Below are 5,323 nucleotides of genomic sequence, written 5' to 3' on the forward strand. Positions count from 1 at the left end.
TCTAATTTGGAATCAGACAGTCGGAAGTCAGTTCTGAACGGCCAGGCTTAGAAGCCTCCCATGCCGCCCATCCCCATTCCTCCCATGCCACCCATTCCCATGCCGCCCATACCACCCATTCCTCCCATGCCGCCGTCGTGATGGTCGTCATGGTGGTGATCGTCGGACTTTGGCTTTGGTGCATCGACGACGATCGAATCGGTCGTCAGCAGCAGGCAGGCGACGCTCGAAGCGTTCTGCAGTGCTGAACGGACGACCTTGGCAGGATCAACGACGCCGAAGTCGAACATATCGCCATAACGCTCGTTCAAAGCGTCGTAGCCGTAGGACTTGTCCTTCGACTTCTTCACGTTGTTAGCGACGACAGCCCCATCCAGACCTGCGTTCTCGGCAATCGTGCGCAGTGGCATTTCGAGCACTGTCTTGATCAGCGAAACGCCGTGTTGTTCGTCGCCATTCAACTTGAGCTTCTCGACTGCGGGGAGGCAGCGGAGCAGGGCGACACCACCACCAGGTACAATCCCTTCCTCGATCGCGGCTCGCGTTGCAGCAAGAGCGTCGTCGATCAGGTCCTTGCGTTCCTTCATTTCAGTTTCAGTGTGGGCACCGACGCTGATCTGAGCGACGCCACCGGCCAGCTTGGCCAGGCGTTCCTGCAGCTTCTCGCGATCGTATTCGCTGTCGGTCTTGGTAATTTCGGAACGAATCTGAGCTGCACGCCCTTCGATTTCCGCCTTCTTACCAGCCCCTTGAACGACGGTGGTATTCTCGGCGTCGATTCGGATCTTCTTGGCAACGCCCAGGTCCGAAAGTTCGACGTTCTCGAGCTTCAGGCCGAGATCCTTGAAGATCGCCTTGCCGCCGGTGAGGACGGCGATGTCTTCGAGCATGGCTTTGCGGCGGTCACCATAGCCGGGAGCCTTGACCGCACAGATCTTGAGGATGCCGCGCATCTTGTTGACGACCAGTGTCGCCAGAGCTTCGCCATCGACGTCTTCGGCAATAATCAGCAGCGGAACGCCCGCCTTCGAAGTCTTTTCGAGCAGCGGAACCAGCGACTTGGCACTGCTGATTTTTTCTTCGTAAATCAGAACGCGGCAGGAATCGAGTTCGACAGTCTGGCTGTCCTGATCGGTGACGAAGTGAGGAGACAGGTAGCCTCGCTCGAACTGCATCCCTTCAACCAGTTCGACTTCTGTCGAAATCTGGCGTCCTTCTTCCACAGTGATGACGCCGTCTTTACCAACCTTCATCAGAGCGTCAGACAGAATCTTGCCGACTTCGGGATCATTGTTTCCCGCGATGCTGGCAACTTCTGCAACGCCCTTTCTGTCATTGGCCTTCACTTCCTTTGAGAGCTTTCGCAGCTCTTCGGTCACTGCGTCAACGGCCTTCTGAACACCACGGCTCAGAGCCATCGGATCGCAACCGCTGGCGATGTATCGGAGGCCATTCTTGTAGATCGCCTCAGCCAGAACGGTGGCGGTCGTGGTCCCGTCCCCAGCAACATCGCCCGTCTTAGAAGCAGCTTCTTTCACGAGCTGCACGCCCATGTTCTGAAACTTGTCTTCGAGATCGATGTCCTGAGCGACAGTCACGCCGTCCTTTGTGACTTTTGGTGAACCCCAACCCTTATCAAGAACCGCGTTGCGGCCTCGAGGTCCGAGCGTGCTTTTCACCGCTCGTGACAACTTTGAAACGCCCTCCAACAGGCTTTTCCGGGCTTCTTCATCAAAACTGATCAGTTTGGCCACAGCGACTCCTCAACCAACAAGACAGACTTGATGGGACGACTCATAACTCACAGATGACACCCGAGGCGGTCTCAGGTGAAGTAGATCGATGCGTGTCAGTTCCGCCAACACGGCCGACAATTCGACACACGCACCGACTCAGCAAGCTGCGTGCCGGTAATTTCACAAGAGACACAAGTCTTTATTTTGTAGTATTTTACATGAATCACAGCAGAACCACGAGAACCACACGCTGCCATGTTGGCAGCATCAGCGATTCTGCAGACGGCCTGGCGACTTACGAGGTCATTCGCTTGGCTGCCACACTGAGATCACGGTGAGGCGGACCGAAAGCTCCTGTGGGCGTCGCACTTGCGGAAGGAAGGCCCCACTCCTGTGCAAATGGAGGAATAAATTGCTCTATGACTGCACATCGAGATGCAGTAGATACAGCGTCGAGGCCACGAAGCAGGGAACAACCGCACACTCCCACCCGCCAGAAATCATTTCACACTTGCCGCTCGGCTCGCTCCGCAAGGATGATCCATGTCGTTCCAATTTTCACTGCAATCCGTTTTGAAAGTCCGTCAGTCCGAAAGAAACGAGCTGCGTCAGGCAGTGTCTCTATTGGAACGCGACCATGCCGCAGCGGTTCAGGCGAGTGAATCACTTCACGCCACACGGGACAAGGTCCTCGAGGAGCTTCGCAACCTGAACGACGCAGAGGCGCTGTCACCCGAACAGATCGCCACACGCCAGCGGTACTGCGAACAACTGGGACGCGAACTTCTGCAACTGCAGGCGACCATCCGACTCGCCAAACGGAAATGGGATCTCGGCCTGAAAGAATTAATCGCCGTCGACCAATCGGTCAAAAGCCTGGAACGACTCGCGGAACGACAGCGATCCGAATACCTCCGATCCAGCCTGAAAGCAGAGCGTCTGGAATTCGACGACTCGCTCCGCTCCCACCGCCGGGTTGCGTAGAAGCCGCGTTACAACAGTCGCGGAACCAACCAGACACCCTCGGGACAGGGAAGGAACGCAGAGCCTGATCACCCGGCGTTGTCACCTCATGCTCGGGCAATCCAGCCCGTCGTTCTTCATCGGCAACCAAGGGAACAGGAACCTCGAAGAACAGCGAGCATGCCAGACCAACGTCTGCTCGTTGCTTCTTTGTGTCCCCGCTGCTTCTTTGCGTCGTATTGGAGCAGCGACAATTGGTCTCCCTTCCGGCCCCCGTGCATTTTCTTGCTTGCGGCGTCACCCAGACTCGCTCATGTGACAATGGGCCACTAGAATCCCCCGAGGTCCTAGAGATTAACGGCACTTCGGAGATGCGAGAGTGGAACTTCGGCGTAACCCGACGCGAGATGTGAAAATCGGTTCGATCACCATCGGAGGCAATCACCCGATCGCTGTCCAGAGCATGACCGCCACTCACACTCAGAACATCGACGCCACGGTACAGCAGATTGAAGACTTGTTCGCCGCTGGCGCGGACGTCATCCGTGTGGCGGTCGACAACCAGAAGGACGCCGCAGCGCTGGCAGAGATCCGCAAACAAACCAAGGCAAACCTGGTCGTCGACCTGCAGGAAAACTACCGACTCGCTGAAATTGTCGCTCCGTCCGTGAACAAGATCCGCTACAACCCCGGGCATCTCTACCACCACGAACGGTCCAAGCCCTGGCAAGAAAAAGTCCAATATCTGGCATCGATTGCCCAGGACAATGACTGCGCTCTGCGTGTGGGAGTGAATTGCGGATCGGTCGACCCTGCCAAGAAAGAAAAATACGACCCCGAAGACAGCCTGACTCCGATGCTCGAAAGTGCCTGGGAACACTGTGACTTTCTCGACGAGATCGGCTTTACGCGTTACTGCGTGTCCCTGAAAGATTCAGATCCGCAGAAGGTGATCGAAGGGAATCGTCGATTCGCGGAAAAGCGATCCGACATTCCATTGCACCTGGGCGTCACCGAGGCAGGTATGCCCCCGGACGGAATCATTAAAACACGTATCGCCTTCGAGCAACTGATCAGCCAGGGAATTGGTGACACGATTCGTGTGTCCCTGACGGTTCCCAACTCCCGCAAGTCCGAAGAAATTGTCGCCGGCAAGAAGATTCTTGCAGACATCGCCGCCGGACGGGTTCGTTCGTTCGTCGACTTCGGACTGAAAACACTCAATATCATCAGTTGCCCGAGTTGCTCACGCGTTGAGAACGAAGCATTCATCGAGCTCGCTCAACAGGTCAAGGAAATGACCTCCTACGCGGAAGACCATGCCGTCACGATTGCCGTCATGGGCTGCCGCGTGAATGGCCCGGGGGAAACGGACGATGCCGACCTGGGACTTTGGTGTGGTCCTAACTTTGTCAACCTGAAGAAAGGGGCAAAGGAACTGGGTGCATTCCCCTACGACGCCATCCTGCCCCGCCTGAAGGAAGAACTCGACCTGGTCATCGCCGAAAAGGCTACTGCTGGAAAGTAAACGTGAAAACGTCCGTGATCGCTGAGAACACGGGCGTTGCATTAATCCGAACATACCGTCGATCACCCGACACGGTGGCCAGAGCACCGAGTCGGACACCTTCATTGATCTGCGTAATGATCGGAGTAAATCCCACTGCGGATCCTCGCTGGGCAATTTGACCAACTCCGCCACCTTGGCCCAGTTGAGCCAGAACCGATCCTTTGACAGGTTGCTGCGTCCCAACCTTGAGCTCACGCTCGGCGAGTTGCCCCTCTATACGTCGTCCCCCGGACAGGGAAAAACGAACGGACTGATCGACCGGACCCAGCAGGATTGTCTCGACCAGTGTCTCCTCGTACGGGGTTCCCCGATTTCGGGTCACGCTCAGTTGAGCCCGCTTACCGACGATGTCTCCTGAAGAATGCTTGATGACAGCACGGTACTCACCCTTGAGCCCTTGAGGGCAAAGGTACTCTTCATAGCAGCGTGCCTGGATTGGTCCGAAGCCATCGTGAGTGAAGATGCCTCCCGCGGTGGTTGCGGGATTAATCGTCGAGCAAACGGTTCCCCCAGGCTCATGAATCTCGAGATCGAGGTCCCCCTGACCGCTCCATTCCAGTCTTACGACCAGATCCAGCCGACGTGCCTTGCGCATGTCCAGATCGAGCTTGAGCGCTTTGGCATGGTCGCCCGCCTTCAGCAGCGCGGTGGACGCATCCGCTGCTGATGCTTCGGCAAGTTGATTCAGTTTTTCGCGCCCTTTGGCCCAAGAGAACGAAAGTACCTCAGGAGCAGACCAGGCAATTGCGTCATAGTTTTTGGCGCGCACGGCCAATTCCAGGGCAAGTACATAGGCTTCGGGCCGGGAGGGATCCAGAGCCGCGGCTTGCCGATAGAGTTCCAGCGCCCGGTCATAACGTTCAAATCGGGCCAGATAGGCGGCCAGATGCATCATCGATCGGGGATCATTGAGCACCACGTCCTGGCTCGAGAGAAGGACTCGCTCAATCTGAGAATTCGGGCGGCCCGCCGCCTGCATCGACATCGCCAGCACCTGGTACATCCACGGCTGGATTTGCCCCTGCAGAATTGCATGTTCGATACAGCTGATCAC

At 56.7% G+C, this 5,323-nt stretch carries 3 protein-coding genes and 1 pseudogene; 2 read left to right on the forward strand and 2 right to left on the reverse strand.

The features are described from left to right. Window positions 1-47: 47 nt before the first annotated feature. Window positions 48-1,754 carry a chaperonin GroEL gene (groL, locus tag VGE80_RS06670; RefSeq protein WP_373650895.1) on the reverse strand — a complete coding sequence of 569 codons (1,707 nt, stop codon included), beginning with the start codon at window positions 1,752-1,754 and terminating at the stop codon, window positions 48-50. Window positions 1,755-2,279: 525 nt separating this feature from the next. Here groL and VGE80_RS06675 point away from each other — a divergent pair. Then, window positions 2,280-2,720 (forward strand): flagellar export protein FliJ, encoded by a 441-nt coding sequence (locus VGE80_RS06675; RefSeq protein ID WP_440592110.1) that lies wholly within the window; start codon window positions 2,280-2,282, stop codon window positions 2,718-2,720. 358 nt (window positions 2,721-3,078) lie between these two features. After that, window positions 3,079-4,227 carry a (E)-4-hydroxy-3-methylbut-2-enyl-diphosphate synthase gene (gene ispG / locus VGE80_RS06680; RefSeq protein WP_373650893.1) on the forward strand — a complete coding sequence of 383 codons (1,149 nt, stop codon included), beginning with the start codon at window positions 3,079-3,081 and terminating at the stop codon, window positions 4,225-4,227. Here ispG and VGE80_RS06685 read toward each other — a convergent pair. After that, window positions 4,211-5,323, reverse strand: a pseudogene (locus VGE80_RS06685) (hypothetical protein); the annotation flags it as partial. The gene ispG and the pseudogene VGE80_RS06685 overlap by 17 nt on opposite strands.

This window comes from Schlesneria sp. (assembly GCF_036405755.1).
GTDB classification, from domain to species: domain Bacteria; phylum Planctomycetota; class Planctomycetia; order Planctomycetales; family Planctomycetaceae; genus Schlesneria; species Schlesneria sphaerica.

Bases quoted from the DNA above. Each gene is read 5' to 3' on its own strand.
- VGE80_RS06675 (WP_440592110.1), top strand. From the start codon at position 2,280: ATGTCGTTCCAATTTTCACTGCAATCCGTTTTGAAAGTCCGTCAGTCC.